The 1,071-nt window shown below is 43.9% G+C and carries 2 protein-coding genes; both read left to right on the top strand.

Annotation, left to right across the window (positions count from 1 at the left end; all coding sequences use genetic code 11):
* Positions 1-473: 473 nt before the first annotated feature.
* On the top strand, positions 474-626 hold the full coding sequence (locus tag HMPREF2983_RS13990; protein ID WP_168166201.1) for a hypothetical protein: 153 nt from the start codon (positions 474-476) through the stop codon (positions 624-626).
* Between the two features lie 18 nt (positions 627-644).
* A complete protein-coding gene (locus HMPREF2983_RS05665; RefSeq protein WP_210400365.1) occupies positions 645-962 on the top strand; it encodes a hypothetical protein in 318 nt (105 codons plus the stop codon).
* Positions 963-1,071 lie beyond the last annotated feature (109 nt).

Raw genomic sequence — 1,071 nt, 5'->3', positions numbered from 1 at the left:
GTTTAATTTATAATAGTGTTGCGGAATTAAGGGTTATCTAAATTTCTTTTCAGATTATTTTGTAGTTCCAGAATTTTAACCTACCTTTGTCGCCGATAAACAAAACAAGACTTTAAACAAGAAGAAAGAGATTTGACAATCCATAACGATTTTCTTTTCACACACGCAAGCAATAGCATGATTCAGAGAAACGAAAGTTTTTTTGCTAATTTTCCTGCAAAAAAGTTATCAAATTATTTGGTAGTTCCAAATAATTTGCTACTCTCTCTCTCTCTCTCTCTCTCTCTCTCTCTAGTAGCGCACCTGGCGTCTACGCTTCACATTTTTTCTTATACATACGCGCGCGAGGATTACCTCATGCCCCCAATCCACTAAGGGAATAGCCGATTTCCCCTTGTGCGATGACGCATGTCTTTTTGTGAATCCAAGAAAGAGATTATAAGAATGATTTTAATCCTAAAAAATAATTAATTATGAAGAAAAAGCAAGTCAACTTAAAACATTACCTCGCGCCTCAATGTGAGATTATTCAGCTGAAAGGCGAAACATCCCTACTGACTACCAGCAATATTGAACACACTCCAGAAGTGAATGACAACGATGAAGAGGAATTAGAGCTTGATTAAATGAACCGTAAAAAGAAAATGAAAATGAAAAAGTATAGCAAACAGCAATTTTCAGCCCTGCTGCTGGCTCTGGCTGCCAGCTTTGTGAGCGTTTCGTGTGCCGACGAGGACATTGCGAAAAGCCAGACGAACGACAGTAAAGACGGCGTGAGCTTCTCTGTGACCGACGTGCAGGATGCCCCCGATGGCGAGATGCCGACCCGCGCGACAAGCACGGAAACCTACCTCACGCGCAGCATCGACTTCAATGAGGCAGGCACGTCAGACATGTGTCTCGAGGAAACCACCGTGCCCGGTGTGAACCCCGTGAAGCCTACCCCGAAGACGCGCGCGTGACTCAAGAGCACCATTGACGGCAACTTTGGTACACTCGCTTGCAAGAACGGGTCTACCACGCCCGACTTCTTCTACAACCTCAAATCCGCAACTAAGCCCTTGAAGGTTC

This window comes from Prevotella sp. HMSC077E09, from assembly GCF_001814685.1.
GTDB lineage: Bacteria > Bacteroidota > Bacteroidia > Bacteroidales > Bacteroidaceae > Prevotella > Prevotella oris.
This window is presented reverse-complemented; position numbering and strand designations above follow the sequence as displayed.

What these genes read in the sequence shown, in the direction of transcription:
- HMPREF2983_RS05665 (WP_210400365.1), top strand. Translation starts at nt 645, where the DNA reads ATGAAAATGAAAAAGTATAGCAAACAGCAATTTTCAGCCCTGCTGCTG.
- HMPREF2983_RS13990 (WP_168166201.1), top strand. Translation starts at nt 474, where the DNA reads ATGAAGAAAAAGCAAGTCAACTTAAAACATTACCTCGCGCCTCAATGT.